The 24,822-nt window shown below is 40.9% G+C and carries 20 protein-coding genes and 3 pseudogenes; 9 read left to right on the top strand and 14 right to left on the bottom strand.

From position 1 onward, the window contains the following. Nucleotides 1-350: 350 nt before the first annotated feature. On the top strand, nt 351-1,394 hold the full coding sequence (locus tag JCM14108_RS03340; protein ID WP_035178416.1) for a polysaccharide deacetylase family protein: 1,044 nt from the start codon (nt 351-353) through the stop codon (nt 1,392-1,394). A gap of 82 nt (nt 1,395-1,476) precedes the next feature. On the opposite strand, the gene JCM14108_RS03345 is transcribed toward JCM14108_RS03340, so the two are convergent. Continuing rightward, nucleotides 1,477-2,286, bottom strand: a complete 810-nt coding sequence (locus JCM14108_RS03345; RefSeq protein WP_051995994.1) for a YhfC family intramembrane metalloprotease — start codon at nt 2,284-2,286, stop codon at nt 1,477-1,479. 161 nt (nt 2,287-2,447) lie between these two features. On the opposite strand from JCM14108_RS03345, the gene aroD reads away from it, so the two are divergent. Further along, on the top strand, nt 2,448-3,203 hold the full coding sequence (aroD, locus tag JCM14108_RS03350; protein ID WP_035178417.1) for a type I 3-dehydroquinate dehydratase: 756 nt from the start codon (nt 2,448-2,450) through the stop codon (nt 3,201-3,203). An 82-nt stretch (nt 3,204-3,285) separates the two neighbouring features. On the opposite strand, the gene JCM14108_RS03355 is transcribed toward aroD, so the two are convergent. The 7 genes and pseudogenes from JCM14108_RS03355 to JCM14108_RS03380 all read right to left on the bottom strand — a co-directional run bounded on the left by JCM14108_RS03355 (nt 3,286) and on the right by JCM14108_RS03380 (nt 9,028). Further along, the gene (locus JCM14108_RS03355; RefSeq protein WP_272944505.1) at nt 3,286-4,128 is read right to left on the bottom strand and encodes an MFS transporter; all 843 of its coding nucleotides are present in this window, start codon (nt 4,126-4,128) and stop codon (nt 3,286-3,288) included. Next, nucleotides 4,095-4,553: an MFS transporter gene (locus JCM14108_RS15765; protein WP_272944506.1), complete on the bottom strand. Its 459-nt coding sequence runs from the start codon at nt 4,551-4,553 to the stop codon at nt 4,095-4,097. The genes JCM14108_RS03355 and JCM14108_RS15765 overlap by 34 nt, the downstream gene beginning before the upstream one ends. A gap of 397 nt (nt 4,554-4,950) precedes the next feature. Next, complete coding sequence (locus JCM14108_RS03360; protein ID WP_035178419.1) at nt 4,951-5,799, bottom strand: transporter substrate-binding domain-containing protein; 849 nt, start codon at nt 5,797-5,799, stop codon at nt 4,951-4,953. 37 nt (nt 5,800-5,836) lie between these two features. After that, nucleotides 5,837-6,480, bottom strand: a pseudogene (locus JCM14108_RS16190) (amino acid ABC transporter ATP-binding protein). An 88-nt stretch (nt 6,481-6,568) separates the two neighbouring features. Beyond that, entirely contained in the window at nt 6,569-7,258 is a 690-nt protein-coding gene (locus JCM14108_RS03370; RefSeq protein WP_035178420.1) for an amino acid ABC transporter permease, read from the bottom strand. Further along, entirely contained in the window at nt 7,239-7,898 is a 660-nt protein-coding gene (locus tag JCM14108_RS03375; protein WP_035178421.1) for an amino acid ABC transporter permease, read from the bottom strand. Before JCM14108_RS03375 ends, JCM14108_RS03370 begins: the two co-directional genes overlap by 20 nt. A 365-nt stretch (nt 7,899-8,263) precedes the next feature. Further along, the gene (locus tag JCM14108_RS03380) at nt 8,264-9,028 is read right to left on the bottom strand and encodes an NADPH-dependent oxidoreductase (protein ID WP_420805523.1); all 765 of its coding nucleotides are present in this window, start codon (nt 9,026-9,028) and stop codon (nt 8,264-8,266) included. Nucleotides 9,029-9,270: 242 nt separating this feature from the next. On the opposite strand from JCM14108_RS03380, the gene JCM14108_RS03385 reads away from it, so the two are divergent. The 3 genes and pseudogenes from JCM14108_RS03385 to JCM14108_RS03395 all read left to right on the top strand — a co-directional run bounded on the left by JCM14108_RS03385 (nt 9,271) and on the right by JCM14108_RS03395 (nt 11,928). Next, entirely contained in the window at nt 9,271-9,960 is a 690-nt protein-coding gene (locus JCM14108_RS03385) for a VIT1/CCC1 transporter family protein (RefSeq protein ID WP_035178424.1), read from the top strand. A 33-nt stretch (nt 9,961-9,993) separates the two neighbouring features. Beyond that, nucleotides 9,994-10,700, top strand: a pseudogene (locus JCM14108_RS03390) (VIT1/CCC1 transporter family protein). Nucleotides 10,701-10,890: 190 nt separating this feature from the next. Then, nucleotides 10,891-11,928: an NAD-dependent epimerase/dehydratase family protein gene (locus tag JCM14108_RS03395; RefSeq protein WP_035178425.1), complete on the top strand. Its 1,038-nt coding sequence runs from the start codon at nt 10,891-10,893 to the stop codon at nt 11,926-11,928. An 867-nt stretch (nt 11,929-12,795) separates the two neighbouring features. Here JCM14108_RS03395 and JCM14108_RS03400 read toward each other — a convergent pair. The 4 genes from JCM14108_RS03400 to JCM14108_RS03410 all read right to left on the bottom strand — a co-directional run bounded on the left by JCM14108_RS03400 (nt 12,796) and on the right by JCM14108_RS03410 (nt 17,426). Then, nucleotides 12,796-14,649 carry a dermokine domain-containing protein gene (locus JCM14108_RS03400; RefSeq protein ID WP_081759839.1) on the bottom strand — a complete coding sequence of 618 codons (1,854 nt, stop codon included), beginning with the start codon at nt 14,647-14,649 and terminating at the stop codon, nt 12,796-12,798. Nucleotides 14,650-14,904: 255 nt separating this feature from the next. Beyond that, nucleotides 14,905-16,599 (bottom strand): oleate hydratase, encoded by a 1,695-nt coding sequence (locus JCM14108_RS03405; protein ID WP_035178426.1) that lies wholly within the window; start codon nt 16,597-16,599, stop codon nt 14,905-14,907. 45 nt (nt 16,600-16,644) lie between these two features. Continuing rightward, a complete protein-coding gene (locus tag JCM14108_RS15770; RefSeq protein WP_268872156.1) occupies nt 16,645-16,767 on the bottom strand; it encodes a hypothetical protein in 123 nt (40 codons plus the stop codon). Nucleotides 16,768-16,850: 83 nt separating this feature from the next. Then, a complete protein-coding gene (locus tag JCM14108_RS03410; RefSeq protein WP_035178427.1) occupies nt 16,851-17,426 on the bottom strand; it encodes a TetR-like C-terminal domain-containing protein in 576 nt (191 codons plus the stop codon). Between the two features lie 278 nt (nt 17,427-17,704). Between JCM14108_RS03410 and JCM14108_RS03415 the strand changes: the two genes are divergently transcribed. Together JCM14108_RS03415 and JCM14108_RS03420 are read left to right on the top strand one after the other, a co-directional pair. Beyond that, a complete protein-coding gene (locus JCM14108_RS03415; protein WP_035178429.1) occupies nt 17,705-18,139 on the top strand; it encodes an Hsp20/alpha crystallin family protein in 435 nt (144 codons plus the stop codon). Nucleotides 18,140-18,251: 112 nt separating this feature from the next. Then, nucleotides 18,252-18,686 carry an Hsp20/alpha crystallin family protein gene (locus JCM14108_RS03420; protein WP_035178431.1) on the top strand — a complete coding sequence of 145 codons (435 nt, stop codon included), beginning with the start codon at nt 18,252-18,254 and terminating at the stop codon, nt 18,684-18,686. A 64-nt stretch (nt 18,687-18,750) separates the two neighbouring features. Here JCM14108_RS03420 and JCM14108_RS03425 read toward each other — a convergent pair whose 3' ends face one another. Together JCM14108_RS03425 and JCM14108_RS03430 are read right to left on the bottom strand one after the other, a co-directional pair. Next, nucleotides 18,751-20,544 carry an ABC transporter ATP-binding protein gene (locus JCM14108_RS03425; protein ID WP_035178432.1) on the bottom strand — a complete coding sequence of 598 codons (1,794 nt, stop codon included), beginning with the start codon at nt 20,542-20,544 and terminating at the stop codon, nt 18,751-18,753. Continuing rightward, nucleotides 20,537-22,293 (bottom strand): annotated as a pseudogene (locus JCM14108_RS03430) (ABC transporter ATP-binding protein). The gene JCM14108_RS03425 and the pseudogene JCM14108_RS03430 overlap by 8 nt, the downstream one beginning before the upstream one ends. A 225-nt stretch (nt 22,294-22,518) precedes the next feature. Here JCM14108_RS03430 and JCM14108_RS15070 point away from each other — a divergent pair. After that, nucleotides 22,519-22,863 carry a helix-turn-helix domain-containing protein gene (locus JCM14108_RS15070; protein ID WP_237745700.1) on the top strand — a complete coding sequence of 115 codons (345 nt, stop codon included), beginning with the start codon at nt 22,519-22,521 and terminating at the stop codon, nt 22,861-22,863. Nucleotides 22,864-23,330: 467 nt separating this feature from the next. Further along, nucleotides 23,331-24,707, top strand: coding sequence for a glutamate--cysteine ligase (locus JCM14108_RS03440; protein ID WP_035178434.1), 1,377 nt, complete (start codon nt 23,331-23,333; stop codon nt 24,705-24,707). Nucleotides 24,708-24,822 lie beyond the last annotated feature (115 nt).

A 24,822-nucleotide genomic window follows, 5' to 3' on the forward strand; every position in this document is an offset into this window, starting at 1 on the left:
TTGACGCTATAGTGGGCGTACCCGGATATGCCGACGACATCTAACTCGTCAAGTTGACTTTAAACAGTTAAGAAACCATGTCTTCTCAGATAACGACACTCTCTTTAGGCTTCTTAAAGTTGACTTCTCAACTTTTAAGCATTTATTTATCGTTTTTTAATGTTGGTGGTACTTTAACTCAAAAAAATCAGTTTGTCAATTCATTACAATGATTTATTGTCTTCTCTGTTTTGACAATGACCTCTCAAAGCCAATTAGCGTTCTCGTTGACATCCCGTGACTGACATGTGAAAATAAAAACGAACTTGAAAACGGCGTAATCATCAATTTACGGATTCGGGGGTTTTAAAATGAGTCAAAAACACGCACTATTTCAAATTGGAGCCGCGGTACTATTAGGCTTGACACTTGGGTTAATCAGTCAACCAACATTTTCTTCGGCGGCAGCGACACCTAAAAAATCTGCCAAAGCAACAAAGCATTTAACATACGGTGATCTGACAAACCATAATCTAAACCGGCTGGGGACGATTCGTCAATTAACCAGATCGACACTGGCAGAAACCCATAAATTATCCGGAAAGCAAGTCCAACGTTTGGTATATCTGCCGCTACCCAAACGATTAACAGCGAAAAACTTTACGCTTAGTCAGCGTTATTTAACCATTCATTTGACTAAAAACGAATATGGCGTAAAAAATGTTCCGATCCCGCTGAATAAACTGACCGGTATTATTTTAAACAGATACCTACCTGCCAAATATGATTTCACCAAACCCAAAACCGCTAAAAAAGTCGTAGCGCTAACATTTGACGACGGGCCCGATCCAACTTTAACACCCAAACTATTAAAAACATTAAAAAAGTATCACGTACCGGCTACCTTTTTTGAGGTTGGCAGCAGTGTCATTAAATATCCTAGTATCAGTCGATTGGTTCTTAAATACGGCAACCAGATTGGTAACCATTCTTGGAATCACCCGCAACTGACTTCTCTCAACAATTCAAAAGCGCTGCGTCAAATTTCATTAACCGATGCTGCTATTTACAAAGCTACCGGCACGATTCCTTATTACATCCGACCGCCGTACGGAGACGTTAACTCACGAATTGGCAACCTGTATGACCGACCAATTATCCGCTGGTCAGTTGATTCAAGAGACTGGTCCTACCTAAATACAGCCAAAACCGTTAGTCACGTTCTTTCAACAACTACAAACGGTTCGATTATTTTAATGCATGATATTCACGCAACTTCTGTTGCCGCAGTGCCACAAATTATTCGTTCGCTAAAAAAACGTGGCTATACGTTCGTGACATTGGCCCAGTTAAATCAAAAACCATTATTAGCTAATCTACAATATTTTGGCAGAAATGACTTTCGTGGCTTCTAAAAAACAATCCGATTTTGACAACGATTTCGACCGCACTTTCAAAGTGATCGTCGATAGCGTCAAAATCGGATTGTTTTTTAACTTAGTTCAATAAGGAGCTGCCCTTTTCCAATCTGCCAATATAGAAGTAGACAAACAGACCTAATAACAGTACACAGAGCCAGAGTAACGCATTGACAATTAGCTCATTTGAAATAAGTCCCGCTTGAAACATTGCTGAGGGAACGTCCACTATTGCATGCAATCCAATAGCCAGCGGATAAAGCCAGCTTTTTTGAACATAATTGACAGCAGCCCAGACAATTATTGACAAGAAAATCTGAATTGCAAAGGCCCCCAGCCGCTCGAAGAAAATATTTGCGGTTGTAGAACCAGCATGATTCATCAGTGATTGGATTGCCTCATTCGGCAGTCTTGATAAGATCGCTGAATCCTTAGCATTGATAGCAACGCTGATAACAATATAATTCACCATTCCCATCGCACCAACTAAAATCATCTCAACCCCACCGTGACCAATGCCATAGGCCAGTGCCGTTTGAATCCCGGAAACTCGCTTTTTTAAATATCGAAAAGCTAAAAAACGACCCGTTTCTTCAAATATGCCAGCAGCTAAAGCGCCGTAAATAACATACCAAAACGGATAACGGCTTGCCAACGCAATTGTGCCATCTGCGGACGGGTGAAGCACAACTGCATGTAAAATCCTTTCCAAAACCAACACAGCAATCACAAAAACAACGACCCCAACCCAAACCGGTTTGGAGATTAAATGATACCGTTTTTTTAACCACCAATAGGTGCCAATTGGAATAAAAAGTAACCCTAATCCAACAACCGCCATTATGATAATCATGCCACCAGAAATCGCCATAGTACCCGCTTTTTCCATATCAACCCACTCCTAACCAATCGATAGAAATCCCCTTTAATTTAATCCCAGCATACTACTAAAAAAACAGTCGTGGCATCTTTTTTATTAAATTCAATTGTTTTTATACAACCTCCTTGCTAAACTTAGAGCAATTATAGTCATCAGTAAGGAGTCTTTTCATGACGAAAAAAATCGTTCACGTCAAACACAAAACTTTTGAAACCGGAAAAACAAACATCGCGGTTCCCGTTACCGGCACGACCCAATCAGAAATTATCAATCAGGCAACCCGGGCACTTAAATACCAGCCTGATGTTTTGGAATGGCGAATTGACTATTATCAATCGATACTTGACCATTGTGACTACCTCGAAATCGTTAAGCAACTCAGACCACTCTTAAAAGAAACGGTGCTTTTAACGACCTTTAGAACTTCTCATGAAGGTGGCGTTTCCCAAATGATAGACACTGACTACTTTGCCATTTATCGCTGGATCGTGGAAAACAACTTAACCGACATGCTGGATATTGAATTAAACCGTGATAAACGGTCCGTCGATACTTTAATCAGCCTCGCCCACCACCAAAACATTTCAATTATTCTGAGCAATCACAATTTTCAAACTACTCCCAGTGCTACTGATATTTTTAAAACGCTCCACACCATGCAGAAGCGAAATGCTGATATCGGTAAAATTGCCGTTATGCCACGCAGTACCGCAGATGTTTTAACTCTGCTAAACGCAACCGAAAAAGCAAACCGCGAACTTCAGATTCCATTAATTACGATGTCAATGGGCGATTTGGGAAAAATCAGCCGGATCAGCGGGCCCCTACTTGGATCAACTTTATCATTTGCGACTGTTGATAAAGCATCAGCTCCTGGTCAGCTCACGGTTACGGCAGTCAGACAGATTCTAGCCACCTTATTTTAAAGAGTCGCTGCAATTCGAAACGCCAAAAAGCCGGATACAATCCATATCCGGCTTTTAACCACCACAATTATTTTTAAATTAATTAATTATCCTTCGTTTGATCATTGGAAACGATACCTGCCCCCAGCCGGCTTAAACCGACGAGCATTCGGCGAGCAGCCTGTACAATGCCCTTGGAGCTTAACGATACGGCTGCTAAAATTACCAGTGCTGTACCAACCAACTCAATCATAACATCAAAGTTCATTACCAACTGAATGTTGGTTTTCGATAACCAGCCCGTTACAATTGGAATGGTAAAAGTTGCAATGCTGCCAAAAGTAAAATACGTTCCCGTAATAATGCCTTTATGCTTTGGAAACATCTTCAACAAAACATTTAAAGCAATCTGCATTACACCACCGGCCGCCGTAAAACCAAACGCAAACGCGGCAATCAGTGTCACCAAGACTGCTGTAGAATGACTGACAACAAAAATTGCAAGTAGGGAAAGACTATTCATCACTATCAGCAACCTAGTTTCTGATATTTTCATTTTTAATAAGCCAAAGTTAAAAATTACACCGCTGATTGAACCGATACTGTAAAGAGACAGCAATCCGTGTGAAACCAGCGAACTGTACCCCAGGTTATCGGTGGCAAACATACTAATCCATTGCGTAAACAGAATCATAATGGCCATCGTTGTATAACCGTAAATTGCCAACGAAATTGTCGCCATCACTTTTCGTCCTCGGGACACTTTTTCATGACTCTCAATAAATGCTTCGTCGACATGGTTTATTTCCGGGAAAGTCACACCCCGCAAAATAAACAGGTTTGCTACCAATACCAATAACGTCCCGATAAATGACCAGCCAAACCATAAGCTTTTAGTTTCCAACATGGCAATTACCAATGGCAGAATAAATTCGCCAAGGGACATGAACGCTTTAATAAAAACATTGGAAGCACTTGACTGCCACCCATTTCAACAAAGGTCGGGTACGTTCCGGAATCAAGAGCCGAATTGGCCACACCGGCAATAATTGCGAAACCATAGGCGACTGCAATATTATGTGTAAACGGAATCCCAATAAAGAAAATCATATAACTAAAAACGCCGGTCAGAACCAGTTGTCGGCGACCAAACCGATCCGATAAGTATCCAAATAAAAAGTACGCAATTAATTTACCAATTCCAATTCCTGAAATAACGTAGGAAACCGTTGCAATCGGTACTTTCCAGAAATTTCCCAACGCCTGCATGTTTTGCGTTAAGATAATCAAGCCGATTCCATGGACCAGGTAGTTTAAGTAAAGACTGATTGACAGCCTTCGTTTATTGGACTTTGTCATCGTATTTGCCATTGTGTATCACATTCCTCTCGAAGTATTAAAAAAACCAGCCGGATTCAAATATCCAGCTGGCTAATTTTCTACTCGCGTAAAAGAATTATCCTATCCAGCCAGACCCGAACGTCCAGCTGGCAACAACCAATAACGGCTTTGCGGGTCAGACGCGAACGCGGCAGCGCCCGCATCTAAACGGGCGCTATCTAAACCAGGCATAGCCGTAATAGTACGCATTAAGTTGTTGAACAATTTTTGTCATAGTGAAATTCCTTTCTGTTTTATGTTGAACCTATTAAAACACATTAGAAAATATTCGTCAACATTAAAATTATCTTATTTTAAACAAAAAAATCGAGAACCAATTTGATAGGTTTTCAAATGGGTTCTCGATTAATGATTTATGCATCCAAAATTATTTGGTTGGCAATACAATGTCGGAAGGTTTAACTTCTTTACCAAAATATGGCTTTAACTCTGTATTATAATCATTTACAAAGAAACTTTTTTTCGTTAATTTGGTAATTTCCTTATTTGTCCAATTAAGAAGCGACTTGTTGCTCTTCTTCACAGCTGGTGCAATATAGGATTTAGGCCCGATACTCTTGATGCCGACCGTGTATTTTGGATTGCTCTTGGACCAAGCATACAGATACGAGTTGTCATCTGCTAATGCAACACCCCGACCATTCTTTAAAGCGTTAAACTGTTGCGTCTTTGAATCAAATTTTAACAGTTTAACCTTTGACTGCTTGGAAGTGAAATAATTCTCAGCCGTTGTTCCCTTGGTGACAATTACGTTCTTATTTTGTAGCTGACTAACTTTGGTAATCGGTTTATTCTTGGGTGAAACGACCCCGACTGAAACCTTCATATATGGTTTGGCAAAACTAATAACCTGTTTTCGTTCCGGTGTTACCGTAAAGTTGGCTAATACCAAATCAACTTTATTCGAATTCAGGGCATCAACCCGGTTATTGGCATTGACTTGCACAAATTTTACCTTAACTCCCAAGTCCTTGGCGACTTGATGGGCTAATTTTACATCATAGCCAACCCGCTTGCCATCCTTGTTAACCCAGCCATATGGTGGCAGATCGCCAAATACTGCGATACGAATGGTGCCCTTTTTCTTAATCTGGGCAACCGAGCTGGGATTATTGCTGGAACTGCTCTTGCTGTTCCCACAGCCTGCCAGGACCAAAAGTAAGGTTGCCAATACACCAATAATCGTAACTAACTTCGTTAACCAACTTTTTTTCATTATAATGCTCCTCCTCAAAATAACCCTTATTGATTAATCAAAAATCCATGCTGTCTAGAAATACCTTCGCGCGATCCGTTTGAGGATTGGTGAAGAACTTTTCTGAAGGCGTTTGTTCCAGAATTCGACCATCCTGCAGGAAAAGAACCCGGTCGGCGATCTGCTTGGCAAAGTTCATTTCATGGGTCACAACAATCATCGTCATGTTTTCCTGGTTAGCCAGGTTTTCAATAATCGTCAGTACGCCACGAACCATTTCCGGATCCAGTGAAGCCGTCACCTCATCAAACAGCATAAAATCCGGATGCAAAGCCAACGCCCTGACGATGGCTACCCGTTGCTTTTGACCGCCGGAAAGTTCCCTTGGATAAACATTTGCATAATCCGCCAAATCAACGCTTTTAAGCAGTGTTTCCGCCTCAGAACGGGCAGTCGTTCGATCCTGTTTTTGAACCTTTGTTGGACCAAGTAAAATATTGTCCATTACTGTCAGATTAGGAAATAAATCGTAACTTTGAAAAACCATTCCTATTTTTTGACGAATTTTCTGCCAATTTTTTTCGGTTGGCACAATCTTTTTCCCCTCAAAAGTGATTGTGCCTTTTGATAGGGTTCCAATCCGTTTAAACAGCGAATCAGCGTACTTTTCCCGGAACCGGATGGGCCAAGAAGCGTTACCACTTCCCCCTGTTCAACGGAAAAATTAATATCATGCAAAACGTGTTTCTTTCGATATGATTTTTCCAAATGCGCAACCTGTAAAACTTTCTCAGCCATTTGTCCGCTCCAATCTCCTTTTCTCCAATCGCTTTGCCCACCAGGATAATGGATAGTCGATTAGGAAATAAAATAAAAATATCAAACCATAAACCCAAAAGACACCCGTTGGATAAGTGTGGTTATTAGCCTCAATTATCTGCTGTCCGATATTCACCACGTCCATAACTGAAATCAACAGCAAAATCGACGTCGTTTTGATTACTCGGGTGGCCAGATTAATAGTAGCCGGTAATTCCAAGCTAATCGATTGGGGAATTAAAACATATCGATAAAGCTGAAGGCGACTTAATCCAATTGCCTTACCAGATTCAACTTGGTGACGGGGTACTGAAATTAGCGCCCCACGGACAATATCACTCATTTCCGCGCCGACCCACAATGCGAATACCAAAGTTGCCAGTTGATCAGCCGGCAAATTGAAATTCATCTGCCTTGGCAAAATATAATAAAATAAAAATAATAGGACCACTGTTGGGACTACCCGGAAAAATTCCAAATAAAGTCGTAACACTGCCCGAAGTAATCGGTTTTTAAACGTCCTTAAGACTCCCAAAACAACCCCAAGAATAATCCCCAAAATCAACGCAACTGCCGCAATTTTAACGGTTACCCAAAGTCCGCCAAGCAAGCGCATAAAGTTTGTGCCTTCAAATAAAACACTAATTCCCGAATGAGCCATAACGAACCCTCTTTTCCAATAACGTCAAAATAATTGATAACGGAATTAATATAATGGCATAGCCAATCACCAGAACAAATAAATATTCATTAGATCGGTAATACATCCCGATTAAATCCAGCGCCGTATTCGTTAATTCCGGAATTGCAATCACAGTAAAGATTGAGGTTTCCTTTATTAAAAAAATAATATTGGCAGCCATTGCCGGAACACTCAATGAAAATCCCTGTGGAAAAACAACGTATCTGGCCAATTGCCATTGATTTAATCCGATTGCTTTACCGGATTCCAGCTGACTTTTGGAAACACCGTTAAAGCCACCGGTGAAGCCTTCCGCCATGTAACTACCACCTAAAAAGATCAGGCCGATTATCCCACATAACTCGGCACCAAATTTAATGCCGAAAACCGGAAATGCGTAATATAAAAAGAATAGCTGAATCAAAAGCGGGGTATTCCGTGATACTTCAACATACACCGAAGCAATTTGGTGAAAAACCGGTACCTTAAAGTATTGAAGTAAACTGCAAACCAAACCAACAATAATTGAGCCGATAATCCCGATAAAAGACAACCAAATTGTTAATTCAAACCCCTTTGCAAACATCGGTAGGCTTTGTTGGATAATAGTCCAGCTCATTAAAAATCATCCCCTATCCATTTGAAATCATTTTACCGATTGACAAACCACCATATCACATAAAACGTCCCTGCTACCTTGGACTAAGCCAAAATAACAGGGACGTTGTTAACGTGGTTCCACCCTTATTCATGCTCAAAATAAGCACCTTCATTTGGAACTATAAAACTGGTTATAATATCCTTTTAACTTAGAGCGCACTTCAATCAAGACGATTCCATTCTTCCACTATCAATGGTCGCTGTCTAATCGTTACTCGAATTACTCTTCTCTTAGCGTTAAAGAAAAACTGTCAATCAATTACTTATAAATGTATAGTCAAACAGCCAAAAAGTCAACTACTATTCTCATTGTTTTGTAATGTATCACATTTTCGATCCGGTTTGATTAATCAAAAAGCCCTGACTTTTAATATTGTCAAGCAGATCAGCCCTAACCTGATGTGGTCGTCCCAACTCGGCAACAATGTGATGACTAAAAGTTTCAGTTCGGCGATTGGTTCCCCGTTTCTGATAGTATGCTGCCAACAGCTTATTATAACGATCTAATTGAGCATCATCTTGTGGTAACTGATAACGATTTTCAAAATGCATTTCTGATTGTGGCATTCTTGGTTTTAATTCCGGTTGGTCATCTGGATATCCGATCGCAATTCCCAAAAGTGGGAATGTCAATTTTGGCAGATTCAATAATTCGATCATCTGCATGGAATCATTTAAAATGCTGCCCATAATGGTCGCTCCCAACCCCATACTTTCGGCAGCTACCATTATATTTTCAGTCGCAATTGCAGCATCAAATACAGATGCTAAAAATTTATCGGTTGTATGGAGAATAAACGGATCAGCACCCTGTTTTTGCGCAATCTGCAAATTCCGATATTGATCAGCAATAACGACAAAATAGTGCCCACTGTCCAACAGCCATGGATGTCCAGTAATGGTTGCAATTGCTTTTAAAGTTTTCGGGTCTGTCACACTTATAATACTGTATTGCTGCGAAAAAGTACTGGTTGAGGCGTGTTGGGCAACGCTCACCAGTTTTTTCACCTGTTCAGTCGTTAAAGCTCGCTTTTTGAAGTGGCGAATACTTCGGTGTGTCAGCAGTTGATCCAGTACAGAATCGTTCATTGATACCATGTGATTGCCTCCTAATAAATAATAACAACTATCCGATGTTAAAAAAGTTATCAGTTTTAATAAAGCTTTTCCGGATAGACTATGTATTTAAGCAAATTTAAGTTAAAATTAAGGCGTGCCAAAATATTCTTTACATATTATTTCGCATTTTGATTTACATTTGTAGTAATTTGAGCTACAATAATAATCGGTATTAGATAAGAATCATTATAAATTAGAAAGCCGGTGTAATAATGGCACAAAACGCCAAGAAGAAAACTTTAGCCCAAAAGATCAACGTAATGCGGGCCGCTGTGATGGGTGCCAACGATGGTATCGTATCAGTTGCCGGAATCGTTATCGGTGTTGCCGGTGCTACTTCGAATAACTTTGCAATTTTTATTTCCGGTATTTCCGGAATGTTGGCCGGGACCGTCTCAATGGCCATGGGAGAGTTCGTTTCTGTTAACACACAAAAGGATTCCCAACGAAATGCCATCAGCCAACAAAGAGAAGCCCTTGCCAAATCATACGACCATGAGTACGGTGCGGTTCGTCAAAAACTAGTTTCGGATGGTATTTCTACCGAACTGGCAGAACAGGCTACCAAAGAAATGATGACGCGCGATCCGTTGAAAACATCCGTTCGCCAAAAATACGGCTTTAACGTTGGTGAGTTTACCAACCCGCTGTCGGCAGCCATTGCTTCGATGATTTCATTTCCAACAGGTTCTATTTTACCACTTGTTGCGATTACGATGTTTCCAAAATCAATTCGAATTATTGCAACGGCAATCGCAGTTGTCATTGCCCTCGCAATTACTGGTTATACTGCTGCGAAATTGGGGAATTCCAACACAAACCGTGGTATGCTCAGAAATGTGGTTTCCGGCATTTTAACTATGGCGGTTACTTATATAATCGGAACTTTAATCGGGTCATAATCTTAACACTATTTAATCGGGGGAAGAGAAAACATGATGAGTATTCGTTCTAAAAAGAAAGAAAAATCATCCCAAACAATGGATGAAAAACTGAACTCCCTGCGAGCCGGTGTTCTGGGTTCCAATGATGGGATCCTAACGGTTGTCGGGGTTCTGTTCAGTGTCGCTGTTGCCACTACTAATCAGTTCACTATTTTTATTGCCGGACTTTCGGATTTACTAGCCTGTGCTTTTTCAATGGCTTCTGGGGAATATGCCTCTGTTAGTACTCAAAAGGATACCGAACAATCCGTTGTAATGAAAGAAAAAGAACTCTTAAAAACAAACAGCAAGCAAAATTTACAAACCGTTTCTGATTACTACGTTGATCAGGCGTGACTAGAAAGACGGCCGATAAAATTGCGGCAGACTTGATGAAAAAGAAGCCTTTGGAAACCATCATTAACATTAAGTATGATCTTCAATTAGGACACTATATGAACCCTTGGGACGCTGCTTTTTCATCACTCTTTTCAGCAGCTGCCGGCGGAATTTTCCCGCTGGTAGCCATGACGCTGACCCCGGTTGCCTATCAATGGCAGGCAACTATTTTAGCAGTCTGCCTGTCGGTTGCCTTAACCGGTTTTATGAGTGCTAAACTTGGTAATGGCCTGGTTAAGACTGCTATGATTCGAAACGTACTGGTTGGTATTATTACGATGATCATTCACTATTCTTTGGGGATTTTACTTCAAGCTTAGTATAATAAAACAAGTAGTCTAAAAAGCCGGTCGATTATTGACCGGTTTTTCTGTTTCCTAACCTTAATGCGAACCAATAATACTTTATTATGCAACATCTTCAATTAGTTAATGGCGTTATCATTATTGACAAATTATACAAAAAGCAGTATATTTCGGCTAATGGAAAGACTAAAGGGGAAATTGAAAAATGAAGACAATCGTTGTTACTGGCGGCTCGGGATTCATTGCCGGCTGGGTTATTCGTGAATTATTGATACATGGTTATAAAGTTCGCACTTCGATAAATGATATTTCTAAAAAGGATGAAATTGGCGCTGCAATTATGACCTTGCAGCCAACAGCCCTTTCAAAAAATCTATCGTTCTTTGAAGTTAATTCCAGCAATCCCAACAACTGGAATGAAACGATGACGGGTGCTGATGGGATTATCTGCATAGCGTCAGAATATGGCCGTGGTTCTGAACCTAACAAGGCCACGATCAATGCCGCAAAAGATAAGATTCTGGCCGTGTTGCAGGCTGCTGCTAATAACCATATAAAGCGGGTAATACTAACCGGCTCGCAAGCAGCTGTTACACCATCTGCCAACGTAGGTCATAAAACCATTGATGAAGATTTTTGGCCTGATGTGAAAAATCCAGAAACAAATTCCCAAAGTATTGCCCAAGTGACAATCGAAAAAGCTGCTTGGCAGTTCGCAAAAGACAACCAACTCCAACTAACAACAATTTTACCAGGAACGGTTCTGGGGCCAATTCTTTCGCCTGATCATCTCGGCGACAACAAAATCCTCTTGGAACTTTTAAATAATGATCGACGAATGATTCCAAAGGCACCTTTAGTAATCAATGACGTTCGCGACTTGGCCGTCCTACATCAACTTGTACTGGAAAAAGATACTGCCATTGGTCATCGAATATTAGCGGCTGATCAAAAAATGACCTTGGCAGAAATTGCGCAGATTTATCAAAAACAATATGCTCGTTTAAATCTTAAATTTACTTACCTGCCTGATTGGGTAACTGTTCTTGGAGCTAAGTTCTCGCCGTTTCTACGCCAATTTACACCATTACTTAAGCAAAAGAATTATCAGTATAAAACTGAATTTGCCCAAAAGCAATTGGGCTGGCAATCACATCCAATTAACAAAACGCTAATCAACGCTGCTGACTTATTGATTTTTAACAAGTTAGTGAAAAATGTTCCAGAAAAAACATATCGTTAAAATTAAGTACTTAATTGCTACACATTTTTGAATGAGCCTTAGGAGTCTTAGTAGATCCTAAGGCTCATTTTTTGCTTTTTCTAAGTCGATCCCAGCCATTTGAAAAATATTTTCAGTCAAAGACAATTAGGTCTTACCATTGCAAACTGGAAACTAGCTAGTTTGCGGTTTGCGATTTTAGTTTTTAATTGCAGTTCAATATAGTGAACTTGTTCAGACCGACACTGGCTGTTAAAGTTAAATGGCTTATCCAACCGGTCGATTGGCCTAATTAATATAAAGAAATCCCATCAAATTTACTCTCACCCACTATTCGGTTCTAAAAGACAGCCGGAAATTTATTCCAAATCAAAAACAGCAAAAGCAACTACCAATTAGATCAATATCTCACGACTTCTAAATTCACCAGCGACCTACTAAGGAGTCAATATTACTTCCAATTAATTTTTTATATACCAAATAAAATCATTTCAAAAAGAGGGTAAAATCCAATTCCAAAATGTTAATTAGCTTATTTTAGACATGGAGACTGGTTTGCTAAGCAATAAAAGCTGGTCTAAAAATGGGTAAACTAAATAAACCTACCAAATTAAAATCATTTTTGATTTTCGCCTTTTTACTTAAACCAATTGAATAGGCTAACCCTAAACTTTAATATCAAATTATTATGACAAAGAGTCTTATCACCATGTTCTGAACATACGGTGTCTTTAAAGAAACACTTTTATTAAAAATCATATTTTTGGATCTTAAAGGCAGCCGGATTATTCGCAATGAATCGAGGGCTGACACGGACAAATAAAAGTTCTTACTGTGGGCTCGTTAAGAAGTAGTTTGCCCAATTATACTTTTCCATGGAGGTGGAGACTACGCTGCAATTTCAGCTGCGTAACTGGTTCCAGATGAAGCTGCGTTACCGCTTGTGGCACCTACATTAGTAGTTGTTGAAGCCGAATCAGTTGTTTGCTGGCCCTGATCAGCCGTTGTCGATGTTGTTGATACCTGAGTTCCTTCAGCTGTATTGCCTGTGGCATCAGTTGAAACAGTATCAGTACCAGTGGTGGTATTGTTATCGCTATTAGTAACAGACGTTGCATCCTGTGAATTGTTAGTTGTCGGGGTCCCAGTCGAACCATTATCAGTGGTTGAAGTTGGTGCCGATGTCGCGGTTCCGGATTCGGCAGTCGTTCCGGCATTGTCAGTGGCAGTGGTGTTGTCAGCGGTCGATGAGGCTGCCGGTTGGTCACTCGTATTGGTTGTTCCAGGATTAGCTGTCGATGACGCATTAGGAGCACTCGTTGGTTGGTTATTATCCGTACTTGAACTTGAATCAGTGGTTGGCGTGTTGGTCCCTGTTGTTGGCTTTCCATTAGTATCGGTGCCGGCATTAGGGTCCGTTGTCGGCGTATTTGGCGTCGATCCGGAAGTTGTGTTGTCTTGAGAACCATTAGCACCATTATTCTGTTTGTCAGTCGACTTTTGATCGGTATCCTGCTTATTCTTAGAGGTCTTTTTATCAGTCTTAGTCTTTTTCTTGTCTGCAGACTTCTTATCCGCCGGCTTCTTCTTATCTGAAGCTGCTGTATTGCGGTTCTTACGCTGTTGTTTATTCACATTCGAGCTTGAAGCGCGCCCCTCTTTTTTCTTTGAGCTGTTATTAGTCGATGGTTGATTAACAGTTCCGGCGCCCCCGTTGACGCCTGTAGACTTCCCATTATTATAAGATGCGGGCTGTGAAGAAGGCGCACCATTACTTACTGAACCATTATTTGTTTGGTATCCATTACCATTGGAAGTGGTTGGGTTCCCGCTATTTTGGTAACTACCTGTTCCCGAGTTATTTGTAGAACTGGTCTGATAAGTCCCCTGATAGCTGTCATTATAACCGTTAGTACCACTGTTAACCCGGTTGGCTGAACCAGTATTGGTCGAAGCCGTCTCATTATATGACGTAACAGGTACTGAAGTGCCCGATGTCTGATCCGTTGAACTATTAGCTACGGAATTTAAGTCACTTTGAGTACTATTTGAAGATGCACCCGGTGTTGCAGCAGAGGAAGCGCTACTGTCGTTCGAACCTGTCTTGGTGCTGGTTCGATTACGATCAGCCTGCTGCTTATCTTTCGACTTATTCGATGAACGCCCAGACTTGTCCTTAAAGCTGCTCTGATCTTTCTTAGATGCTGTATCTGCCTGCTTTTGGGCAAATTTACCGGATTTAATCTTATTGTTTTGAACTTTAATCTTTTGACCATTATAGGTGGCCTTAATTTTGGTTACTTTGGAAATTTTCTTGGTTGGAATGGCATAAGCTTGTTTATATGTACCAGACTTAACATCTTTTTGAAAGGTCAATAAAAGCTGCACATTCTTTTTTGTCGTGTGTTTAAACGGCAGGTCCTTTTCAACACTTGCCTTCATATTCTTTAAATCAACATTTTTCTTATCAAACGCAAATTTCAGCTGGTCTTTCTTCGCGAACGCATTGGTAATCGTTGGCTTAACCGTTACTTTTAGAATTGGGACGTGTTTAGAATAGACAACCGTTGCCTTCACAACTTTGTTAACATCAAAATTATCCGATTTTTTGGCTGCGTTCGCCATCTCCTGATCATGCCCAAATAAGCCGTTGGCAACTGAATTTCCAAACAGCGGTATAAATAGGATTAAGGCGGCAACTATTAAAAAGAAATGTTTAAATTGTCTGCTAAAGTGCGTCATCGGAAAATCCCTTCTTTGATAGGTCGGTTTTAAAAATCACTGAATGCGTAACGCAAACTGTAACTAAATTATAGAATAACATTTTTAACGCCATTTTTCTATGGTCTGTTAAAATTCCGTAACACGCTGTTATTCTCTGAAAATCATCTACCGCGAATCATTAATCAAAAAAATTCACCAGAATAAAATCGGTATGATCGTCAACTGAATCAATCAGTTGACGATCATACCGATTTTAAGATATTATCCAATCGTTTATTCAAACATTTTTCTGGTTGCTTTAGCTAACGTTCTAGGATCACGATCATATCGCTTATTTTTAACCAGCTTAGCCATTGGAACACCCGCAAAATGATAAGCAGCGATTTCACCGGAACGAACTGCACTTTGTTCCGTGAAGACCATTTGATATGGTTGTTCAACAAACTCACCCGTAAAGGCCAGATTGGTCGCGTGTTCCGGAATTACCTTTGGCCGATCTGACTTTGCCCGGTTGTTAAACAGCGCCGACGCATATGGCATGTAAACCGGAATACAGTTAATAATACTGTCTAAAATGGTCTGTTTTTTGTCCATAATATTGCCTGGTCCCGGATCAACTTTTGATAATTGACCGATCAATTCCTCGGCCATCTCTTTACCTGTCATTTGAATATATGGCTTTTGAATAAATTCACCTCGCCGCCTTGGATATAAGAAATATCCCCAGATAACAGCTTCATTCGACCTTTGAGTCGTAAAATGCGGCTGATGGTGAACCACAATCGACATATTGACATCCTTTTGACCCAAAGGTGTAATCGGCGTCGTCGATAAGAAAGAATTCAAAGCGTTACCAGGTACCTGCGTTGTGATTCGGGTAATTTCATTTAACAAAAGATGATTTTTAGTTGTCAGCGTGAAACTGACCCACTCACTGGCATTTCGGTCATTAAAGAACTTATCCGGATTACCCAAATTATAGAAATGGGCCGTCGCTTTCTTCCAAAGGCCGGCCGCAGCCCCATAGTCCATGTTTTCTGCTGCCGGCGTTTGATAATCACCCAAAGTAGCTGAATCGGTAATTGAACCGTTAGTGAAGAATACTGCTGTCTGAGCATCAACAATGACATGTTCCGTTTCGTTGGTTTCCGTATTGACCATTGCCAGCCCAGTAACCGTAATTTCGTCCTGCATGGCGGTCTGCTTAAATTCAAAATCGGTGACCCGGCGGTTTAAAATAATTGTTACCCCTTGATCTTTCAGATAGTTAATAAGCGGTAACATGATACTTTCAAACTGATTATACCGAGTTCGATTAACGCCAACCAAATGTTCAATCTGTGTAAACTCGTAAATCATCATGTGCATGTACCGCCGCAATTCCTGCGCCGAACTTTGTGTCCGAAATGCAAAAGTGGTCTCCCACATATACCAAAAATTGGTTTGGAATATATGTGGGTCATCCTTAAAGTAATCTGCAATCGAGACGTTATCCAGTCGTTCTTCTTTTGAATCCGGCATCAAAATTAATTCAGTCAGCTTTAACCGATCCTTATTATTCAAGCCTAATTTACCGGCATCCAAGATTCCTTTGCCACCTGCCATTAAGCGTGCTTTATCAAAGGTTCGATGGTGGGCGTCAAACTCTCTGGTATCCTCGGCAGCTGTCATCGACGGCTCGGTTGTCGAAGGAATTCTGCTTAACAAATCCATTAAATCAACGTACGTCCGGTAATTCAACATTCGGCCGCCTCGAGCAACAAACCCCTTTGTATTTTCCATTGGATGATTTTTATTCCAGTACTCTTCTGCCGCTTTATCCGCTGCCGAACCGTCATTTGAACCGTGATCATCAAGTGAATAGAAGGTAATTTGGCTGCCATGCCAATGACCTTCCTGAATTAAATAAACTGCTGCGGCCATATTGGCCAGCCCTGCTCCAATCATGATTGCTTTATTCTTTGTCATCAAGAAGTCCCCCTTGAACAATATGCCAGTCTCGCATTTCAGCTATTACTTTGCTTCGTATTCATCATATAAGTGGGTATCGTCTTCAAACCAGCCGATTGATTTCAGAAAATATAAACCAGCCAGTGTTACTCCCAAACCTGCTACCAATAATTTCTTATGTGTCATAGCTGCCACTTCCAGTCATTTTTAAGATATCCTGCTCTATGACTTTATTTTAGATGAGCGACTTCATGATTAAAATAGACAATCTACTTGGTTTGCCCAAAACGATGCATCTGCTGACCATTTCGAATGGCATTATCAATCCCTCCGGTTAACATAATGGCTGCCCGGGAAATAACCGCTTCCTTTGGTTCCTTCAAATTACCAGCCAGCCATTGAACTACCTGCATAACCAATGCCCAGCCGTAGAAGTTTTGAATTGCTTCTGTTAGTTTGATCGACACTTTTCGATTGGACCGCTTAATGACCTTTCCTACCAAATCACTGGCAACTGAATAAAGAAAGCTTTCAAGCAAATCTCTGGCAACTGAATGGAATGTATTTAAGCAAAACTTCCGATGCTTTTCAATGTAATCAAGGATCAACTCATACGCAACTTTCCAATCCTCAATTTTGGTATAAGCATCAATATTTGCCAGTAAATCCTGTTTATAGGCCCATTCCAAGAGGGAGTATATATCATCAAAATGATAGTAGAACGTATTGCGATTAAGGTGTGCGCGACCCGTCAGCATTTCAATCGTGATCTTATCAAATGGTATTGTCATCATCAATGACTTCAATGCCTCAGCAAGCTTTATTTTCGTCCCGGATTCTTTCATGCTAACAATTCCTCCAAACTTCTTCAAAGCAGACGATTCTTCAACAACACTTTTCACTTCCCAGTATACCGTTTAATAGACCCACCCAATCAGCTGTCTAAATCTTGTAAAGCCAATTTTATTAGCACTCTATGGTTGAGAGTGCTAAATGCTGGCATTTTTTTTCAAACTGATTACTATAGAAGATGAAAGGTAAGGGCGGAACAAAAAGAGTCTTAAACAGTGTTCCAACAGCCTTTACCGTTCATTAAATTCTAAAAATAAGGAGATTGGTAGTTATGGCAAATGACTTAATGAATCGTTTCGATGTTGACCCGTTCTTCGATCGTTTAGCACATCGCTTTTTCAGTCCAAGTAATTTCGATAATGATTACGCAAACTTTGGTAATCTAAAGACCGATATTCGAGAAACCGATAAAGATTACACTTTAAAAGTCGATGTCCCAGGCGTTGACAAGCAAAATATTCATCTGGCCTATCAAAATGATACGTTGTCATTAAATATCAACCAAGAACATTCATCCGAGCAAAAAGATGAAAATGGTCGGGTAATTGCCAGTGAACGCAGTCATGGTGTTATGTCACGAAGCTACACACTGCCAGGTGTTGACCGCGACCACATTGCTGCTTCTGTAACTGATGGTGTCTTAAATGTTACTTTACCAAAGATTACCGAAAGCAATGATCAAGACGGCCACATTGAAATTAACTAATAATCATTAAACTTCATGATTCAACAAAACTTGGGGGAACAGGAAACTTCCTGTTTCACCGATTGGGACGCTTCATAATCCAATAACTTTTTATAAAAGGGGATTTGGTATTATGGCAAATGAAATGATGAACCGTTTTGCAGTAGATCCGTTTTTTGATCGTTTAGCACGTCGCTTTTTTAGTCCAACCGAATGGGATGCCAACTCAATGAATATCGATGACCTTAAGACCGATATTAAGGAAACCGATAAAGACTACATGCTTAAAGTTGATGTACCAGGCGTTGATAAGAAGAACATCCACCTAGCTTATAGCAATGGTGATTTGTCTTTAAACATCGACCAAGCTCAAGCCGCTGAAAAGAAGGATGAACAAGGTCGGGTAATCGCCAGTGAACGTAGTCATGGCGTTATGTCAAGAACTTATGAGCTGCCTGGTGTTGATCGCGATCACATTTCAGCAAAAATTGACAATGGCGTTTTGAACATCATTTTGCCAAAGGCCGCTGAAAGTAAAGATAACGGTAGTCAAATCGAAATTCAGTAATTGTTATTTGTCATAATCAAAAAACGGGAACCGATTTTTACCGGTTCCCGTTTTTGGCATCTACCTAATTTAAATGAGCTGAATTTTGAAGTTTAATCATATCATAATAATAACCCTTCTTTTTAAGCAGTTCATCATTGGTTCCCCGTTCGACAATCCGCCCTTGTTCCAGTACCAAAATCAAATCAGCATTCTGAATTGTCGACAACCGGTGAGCAATTGCAATGGTTGTTCGACCTTCCTGAAGCTTAGCTAATCCTTTTTGAATAACCTGCTCGGTTTCGGTATCAATATTTGCAGTTGCCTCATCCAAAATTAAAATCTTTGGATCGGTAACCAGTGTTCGGGCAAACGAAATTAATTGCCGCTGACCACTCGAATAACTGGCCCCTCGTTCAATTACTCGGGATTCATATTGATCCGGTAATGTTTCAATAAACCGATCAGCTTGAACGAACCGAGCTGCCTGGCGAACTTCTTCATCGCTAATTTGGTCGTTAAACATACGGATATTTGACGAAACCGTGCCGTAAAACATAAACGGTTCTTGAAGTACCAGTCCCAACTTGGCACGGAGCTCTTTAATGTCATAGTCTCGAATATCTCGATCATCAATTAAGATTTCACCACTGCCAAATTCATAAAACCGCATTAAAATATTAATAATAGACGTTTTACCGCTACCGGTTTCGCCAACCAGCGCAATTGTTTGGCCGGGTTCGGCTACAAACGAGATATCGTGAAGAACCGAATTCTTTCCATCGTAGGAAAAGGTTACATGACGAAACTCAATTTTCCCCCGGGTAATTGTCGCGCCTTTTACGGGATGCTGCTGAGGTTCAACTGTCTGATCATCCATAATTCGAAGTACCCGCGAACCGGCAACCACCCCGTCTTGAAAATCTGATAGTCGATCCATCATATTTGACATTGGATTATAGAAATTACTCAGGTAGGTTACAAATGCGTAAATAATACCGGCAGCTACGTAGCCATGAAGGCCTCGAATACCAAACATCCCCAGCACCAAAACACTTCCCAACGCATAGAAAAGATTAATAATCGGATTGAGTAATAACGAATTGATTCTAATCATGGCGCGTCGAGTGTTAAAATACTGATCATTTGTTTCGTTGAATTCATGATTAATTCGCCTTTCCTGTCGAAATTGTTGAATCACACTGATGCCCGTGATTCCTTCGGCCAGCTTTGCGTTCAACAGACTTAACCGTTCACGCATTCGCCGATAGACCCGGGTACTGTATCGCTGATAATACCAGACCGTCACAGCAAGAAACGGCATGAAGATCAGTAACCAAAGTGCGATCGTCGTGTCAGCCAGCAGCATGGCAACAAATGAAGAAATCATGGCTGAAACAGTTACCACCAGACTGCTGAATAACGCCCAGAAATTCGCAAAGGCCATTGTATCGTTGGTTAACCTGGAAAGAATGGAGCCGCTGGGCGTTTGATCAAAATAGCGCATCCCCAATCGATGCAGTTTTGAGAATAACTGCCGACGGGTATTTTCCAGCATATACTCGGCACCCATTTCATATAGATAAGTTTGTGAAAACTGCATAACCGCTTTTACGACCATCCCAAAAAAGTAGAGACCGGCAAAAAACCACATTACTTCAAAGTCGGGATGGCCGACAATCAAATGGGCATCCATGTAGGTCTGAATAATCCTTGGTAATAAAATATTGACAATGGAAACCGCAATCGCAAAGAAAACTGAAAAGTAAAAATACCATTTGTATGGTGCCGCATAGTGAAACAGCCGACCGATAATGTGAATTTGTTCTTTTACCGGGATGCTTTTGGACCACGCCGATTGATGTTTCGAACTAGCCATTTTTCTGGCCTCCTTTCACTTGGGTTTCCAATTCCTGACGATCAAACATTTCTCGATACCAACCACCAAGCGCCATTAATTCTTTGTGAGTCCCCCGTTCCGTGATTTGACCATCATTGATCACCAAGATTTCATCTGCGTTCATAACCGAGCTTAACCGGTGAGCGGAGATAATAGTAGTCTTTTCTTTTCGTTCAGCATGTAAGTTATCCAGAATCTGGGTTTCCGTTTCCGCATCAACCGCTGAAAGTGCGTCATCTAAAATCAAGAGTTCCGGATTAATCAGTAAAGCTCTGGCAATTGCCAAACGCTGTCGCTGACCACCGGAAAGTGAAATGCCTTCCTCACCAACCGCTGTGTCATAGCCGTCCGGCATTTCTTTAATCTGATTAAATAGATCACTCTTAGCGGCTGCTTGCTCTACCTGTTGCTGACTGGCCTCAGGCTTGGCAAATCGGATATTTTCACGAATTGATTCTGAAAACAAGAATGTATCTTGCGGAACATACCCAATTGCCGGAATTAGCGCGTCCATTTTGTAATGACGGATGTCAACCCCACCAAATTTAATTGAACCGGTATAATTATCAAACTGCCTTAAAATCAAACGCAGAATGGTACTCTTACCTGAACCGACTTTACCAACCAAGCCGACCGTCTTTCCAGCAGGAACTTGAAAGTTAATGTTTTGCAACGCCGATCGAGCATCTCCCGGATAAGCAAACTGCTCGACATTGTAATCAATTTCACCTTTTGGCGTTCTATCAACCCATTTGGATCATCGATAACCGTGCTTTTTTGCCGCAGCAGATCCATGACCCGATCATAACTGGCATTACCCCGTTCCAAAGTATTAAACAGCATGCCAACCGCAAACATCGGCCAGATCATCATTGCTAAATAGGAAACAAACGAAACCAGCGAACCGATTGTAATCTGTCCGGTTGTAACCAAATAACCACCATAGACAATTGTAATAACGTAAGACAGGGAAATAATCATTGTCGTCATAGGGTCAAATAATGAGTCCAAGCGGTTAACCCGGCGGTTAATGTCAATTGTCCGGGCAACCTGGTTATCAAAATCGGCCATATCTTCTTTTTGCTGGCCCAGCCCTTTAATAACCTTAATTCCGGTGATGCTTTCTTCTGCTTTATTATTTAACCGAGAAAAAGCAGCCTGTGAATCACGAAAGGCAATGTGAATTTTAGATCCCATATAACGGGCCATCACGGCAAGTAAAGGAAATGGTACAATTGCAATAATCGTTAACCGCCAATCAATTAAACTGACCATGGCAATTAACGTTGTTCCGCCCGTAATCATTGAATCAGCAAATTGAAGAATACCACCACCGGCAACACGCTGGATCGCCGACAAGTCATTAGTTGCGTGAGCCATCAAATCCCCAGTCCGATATTTTTGAAAAAAGGCCTGATCCATTTGAGTATAATGCCAAAATAAGCGATTTCTCAGCACCTTTTCAAGCTTAGCTGCTTCGCCCCAAATAGCAGTTCGCCACATATAGCGACTGCCATACTGGGCAAATGCGACAACTGCCAGGACGATTAATAAAACAAGTAGGTTGTCAGCTGCCAATTTTCCATTATGAATTGCATCTACCAAAACACCAATAATTCTCGGTGGAATAATTGCTAATAACGCTGTTAGTATTAAGCCGAAAACACCTATCAGATAGGTTTTCCATTCTCGCTTAAAATACCAACCAAGCTTTATAAAGATACTCAATCGGATTCACCTCTTAAAGATTAAAAATTAATTAAACAGGAACTATGATAGCACAAATCCTTATCGTTGTTGGCTAAAAGAACTATTGCTGTTTCGCCGAACAAGCTTGATTCGCTTCTACCGTAACCCACCCGTTATAATTAATTGTCGTTTATCAAGATTTTAATGTATAATAAAGTTGAAAACAGTAACGTAACGATACATAACATAACGGTGGTGATTCAATTGAGTGAACAGGAAAAACAGGGTTGGACAATGAAACAGATTGCTGATGACCTCGGCGTTAATAAAATGCGGATTTATCGAACAATCTCTCGACTCAACCTGAAAGAAGCATATAAGAAAGGTCAGACACTTTACTTTGACCAAGCAGCCAAAGACGCCGTGGAAAACGCGATCCGGCCAAATACATCTCAAAGTGTCCGGACAAACCCACAGTCCCGTCAAACCAAAACCACCGACACTTCGGCAAACCAATTATTGGTGTCTTTAAATGACCGGGTAAAAGCGCAACAGACCCAAATTGAAACACTAACCGGCTACTTGACCAGTCACAACGTCTTCAATTAGTCGCTGAGCAGCGCACTCAAAAGGTCGAAAAACAGGTTGCCGATTTACAACAGCAAATTGGTTCATCGACGGCCGTCGCAACGCTCACCAAACCATCTCAAATCGGCGAACGTAATTTGGATCCGGACTATTTCGACAAAGAACAAACTGAAGCAAACAACCAAGCCGCTAGTTCGCAAATGGGTGAAACACCCAAGGTAAAGCTCATTCCCAAACCCGAAAAACAAGCAGGCGGTTTCTTCAAACATTTTTGGCAAAAGCCGTTGCTATAAAGATAATTTTGTAATTTAACGGAAGGTAACGACAATCCAATCGTTACCTTCTTTTTTCAGTGAATTGCAACGGCAACTCAAGTCAGGCTTTAATCACTCACCCTTATTGAAGTTCGATTATAATAGTGTTAGTATCTTATCATTAATTATCATCGTTTTTTAATGATTAAAATGATTCTTAGGAGGTAGATTGAGATGTTTAGTGAAATTGGTCAACTAATTTTTGATAATGAAGCTGTCGCAAAAACCTCCGATTTTACAATGGGCTTGGAAATCGAAATGCAACGAGTTGATGAAACCGGTGCGTTAAGTCAGGAACCCTATCCTGCAGGAGCCGGTGATGAAAAGATCAACCCTTGGATTACAAATGACTTCCTGGAAACCATGTCAGAGGTCGTCACACCGCCGGCCGCCCACGCTTTGGATGCCATGCACTATTTGTATGGTATCAATAACGCGCTTCGGACTGCACTTTCTCCAGGAGAACTATTGTGGCCGCTATCAATGCCGCCACGATTGCCAAAGGATAAAAGCAAAATTCCTTTAGCCAAGATGGGGCCAAAGAAAGAGGCCTACTTAAAAGAATGGCTGAAGCGACATGGCTTTTCAGAAGGAACCCCTTGTGGTGCCCACATCAATTTAAGTATTGATCCCCATGTTTTCAACTTGGTCTATGATCACATGCATGATCAATTTGATTCCGAGTTGGATCTGCAAAATTATCTTTATGCCAAAATTGCCCAAGGCTTCCTGCGATATCGGTGGGTCATTACTTACTTATTCGGTGCCAGCCCAATCGCCGAAGCAAACTACTTTGACGAAGGGGTGGGTCCCAAAGCACCCATTCGAAGTATTCGTCAAAGCTCATACGGTTTTGGCAATAAATTTACTGGCGATTACACAAACATTCAACGATACGTTAACCGAATTGAACAGGGCGTCGCCGAGGGGAAACTAATTTCCGATTATGAATTCCACGGTGCGGTCAGATATAAAGGAAACACAAACTTGAAAGAACTACCAAAAACCGGTGTTCAATATTTGGAACTGCGGATGCTTGACCTCGATCCCAGCAGTTCGGTTGGCATTCGAACAAATACACTGCGTTTCTTCCGGCTGATGGCCAGTTATTTCATTATGTCACCCGCGTTAAAACCCGAACAGGTCAATGCCGTCGTCGCTAGGGCTGATAAAATAAACGAAGCGGTTTCCGAAGAACATCCAAATGACGTTTCCAAATATCAGGCCAGCGCCAGAGCCTTCTTACAGCGCTTGGAAATGTACGCTGATAAAATTCAGCTTGGCCCCGAATATCAGGAAGAAATCGAAGACCTTCAGGATCGCGTCGAAAATCCACTATCGACACCGAGCGCTAAAATGATTACGCATATCAAAAACCATTCTTTAACTGATTATGCTTTACGGCGTGCTAAACATTATCAGGCTTCGGCTTTACAATCGATTCGACCATTTAAAGGTTTTGAAACCAACCGAAAAATTTCGGCCAATGATTTAAAACATAACTTATTTCAAGGCAGCTGGGAACCTGACCAGGATAAAAATCAGGATTAAATCTAAAAAATGGTTTCGAGTCAAGTTTTGTCCAAAATTTTCTTTTTAGGGTACAATAATGGGCAGCAATCAACCAGACTAATGACGAAATCAATAATTAACGAAGACAAATACG

Origin of the sequence: Lentilactobacillus farraginis DSM 18382 = JCM 14108 (assembly GCF_000583655.1) — a bacterium.
Classification (GTDB): domain Bacteria; phylum Bacillota; class Bacilli; order Lactobacillales; family Lactobacillaceae; genus Lentilactobacillus; species Lentilactobacillus farraginis.